This is a genomic window from Pseudoalteromonas sp. AOP7-A1-14 (genome assembly GCF_052376275.1).
Taxonomy (GTDB): Bacteria; Pseudomonadota; Gammaproteobacteria; order Enterobacterales; family Alteromonadaceae; genus Pseudoalteromonas.
Genome location: NZ_JBQSVO010000219.1, coordinates 1 through 1,837, shown reverse-complemented (window position 1 = coordinate 1,837; position 1,837 = coordinate 1). Strand labels below are relative to the sequence as shown.

Genomic DNA, 1,837 nt, shown 5'->3' with positions numbered 1-1,837 from the left:
TTTGTACCTTTAACATATTTAACACTAAACGCGCAATTGATATTCATGTCACTTATGTCACTTATGTCACTTATGTCACTTATGTTTTTTATGTTGAGTGTGTTTTTTAGCACAAAAAACATATTTAACACTAATATATTTTTAAATATATTAGTGTTTTTTGTGGTTTTTTGTGTTTTTTAGGTTTAATATGTTTAGTGTGTTTTTTACTCACTAAGAGGTTAAAATGATTTTAACAATATTTAGTCAGGCGGGCGGAGTCGGTAAAAGTACCGTGGCGCTTAATTTGGCTTTTACTTTAAAAGAAAATGATTTTGCTAATGTGAAAATCATTACTAATGAACAAGCTCATGGTTTAGATGATGTATTACCCCAAGAAAATTACATTGTACTCCCTGAACGTGGCGCTAAAATCCCCCCAGAATACCTTAGAACAGATAACAATGAGGTTTTAATATTCGATTTCGCGGGTAAAACTGACGAACGAATAAAGCAAGCTGCATTGGTGTCAGATCGGGTTTTAATTCCGACTAAAGGCGAAAGTGCAAACAAAATAAAACAGTTTGTACATACCGTTTCTGATATTTCTGATTTCACATCAAAGATCACCATTTTACTAACTGCATATAAAAAAGTTTCTAAATCAAATAAAAGGCTTTTTGAAACCGCTGGGGATATTTTACTTAAATACCCAACGTTCCCTCTAAAATCAAGTGAGGCTTATAATAACTTGTGGGATGAAAAGCGAAGTGTACGTTCTATGTGGTCGGATGGTGGTTTAAACGCCCGTAACTATGCCGAGGCTAAAGATAACTTTAACGAGTTAATAAAGCATGTTTTTGGTGGTAACAATGAATGATGATTTAAGCAACTTTTTAGCTTCTAAAAAGACACAACAAAGTGATGAAATAAAGGCTCAGGTAAGCTCAGAGTCAAACCAAAAAGTTAATCTAATAGAAGAGGCCGAAAAGGAAAGTGAGGCTCTTAGTTCTAATATAGGAAGGCCAAAAAAGGCCCAAACAGAAAAGGCTAATCAACGGGTTGTTGGGTATATAACAGAGCAAGAAAAAGAGCAATTCAATGATAAACGGGGTTTAGTTAGTGAATCTAAAATTATATCAGCACTAATTACCAAATGGCTTCAGAATGAGGTTGATATTTAAGCCGCTATAGAGGGATATTAAATGGCACACATTATTATTAAATCAAAGTATGCTGCATCCGTGTGGGATGTGAAATTGATAGATAAGACTAAAGAAAATATGCACTCTTGCGGTGCGTATACTGTGACAGCTCTGGCGGGAGTGGTAAAAAAATCTAGTGCAGATTTTAATGCTGATTCCGCTTTGAAATTAAAGGGATTAAATAAAAAGGTTGTAGATAATGACTGCGTGATAAATGCACTCATTGAAAACACTGGTTTAAATAGGGATGAATTACAGAGACTTGCTAAGTCCAATAGTAGTGATGATTGGCCGCTTGATATAAAAGTTGAATTTCCTAACAGCCCTCATAGTTTATTGTTTATTGAGGGTTTTAAACACTTTGATAAACAATCACTAGCCATTGATTCAATGGTTAGGACTGGGGTTTTATTACCTTCCCAAGCTAAACAACTCCAAAAACGTTTTGTTAGGCCCATTAGATCGTTTATGCAGCAAACAGCAGAAACAATTAAAAGCCTAAAAAAATAACCATGAGTATTAAACACAAAAAAGCCGCTTTAAAGCGGCTTTTTTTTTTCGCCAGTGTTGGAAGCACTAAAGCGAAAATCGTTTGTTGTTTGCCCACTAAATATATAAATAATTGCTCTATTAGTCAAATTATAAAAAAAAAT

Annotated in this window: 3 protein-coding genes; all 3 read left to right on the top strand. The window is 34.1% G+C overall.

Features of this window, described 5'->3' with window-relative positions; all coding sequences use genetic code 11:
• Positions 1-226 precede the first annotated feature (226 nt).
• The 3 genes from ACT3RM_RS17665 to ACT3RM_RS17655 are packed head-to-tail and all read left to right on the top strand — an operon-like array spanning position 227 to position 1,694.
• Complete coding sequence (locus ACT3RM_RS17665) at positions 227-859, top strand: ParA family protein (RefSeq protein ID WP_444511488.1); 633 nt, start codon at positions 227-229, stop codon at positions 857-859.
• Entirely contained in the window at positions 852-1,163 is a 312-nt protein-coding gene (locus ACT3RM_RS17660; RefSeq protein WP_444511487.1) for a hypothetical protein, read from the top strand. Before ACT3RM_RS17665 ends, ACT3RM_RS17660 begins: the two co-directional genes overlap by 8 nt.
• Before the next feature lie 21 nt (positions 1,164-1,184).
• A complete protein-coding gene (locus ACT3RM_RS17655; protein ID WP_444511486.1) occupies positions 1,185-1,694 on the top strand; it encodes a hypothetical protein in 510 nt (169 codons plus the stop codon).
• Positions 1,695-1,837: the final 143 nt, after the last annotated feature.

Bases quoted from the DNA above. Each gene is read 5' to 3' on its own strand.
- ACT3RM_RS17665 (WP_444511488.1), top strand. From the start codon at position 227: ATGATTTTAACAATATTTAGTCAGGCGGGCGGAGTCGGTAAAAGTACC.
- ACT3RM_RS17660 (WP_444511487.1), top strand. From the start codon at position 852: ATGAATGATGATTTAAGCAACTTTTTAGCTTCTAAAAAGACACAACAA.
- ACT3RM_RS17655 (WP_444511486.1), top strand. From the start codon at position 1,185: ATGGCACACATTATTATTAAATCAAAGTATGCTGCATCCGTGTGGGAT.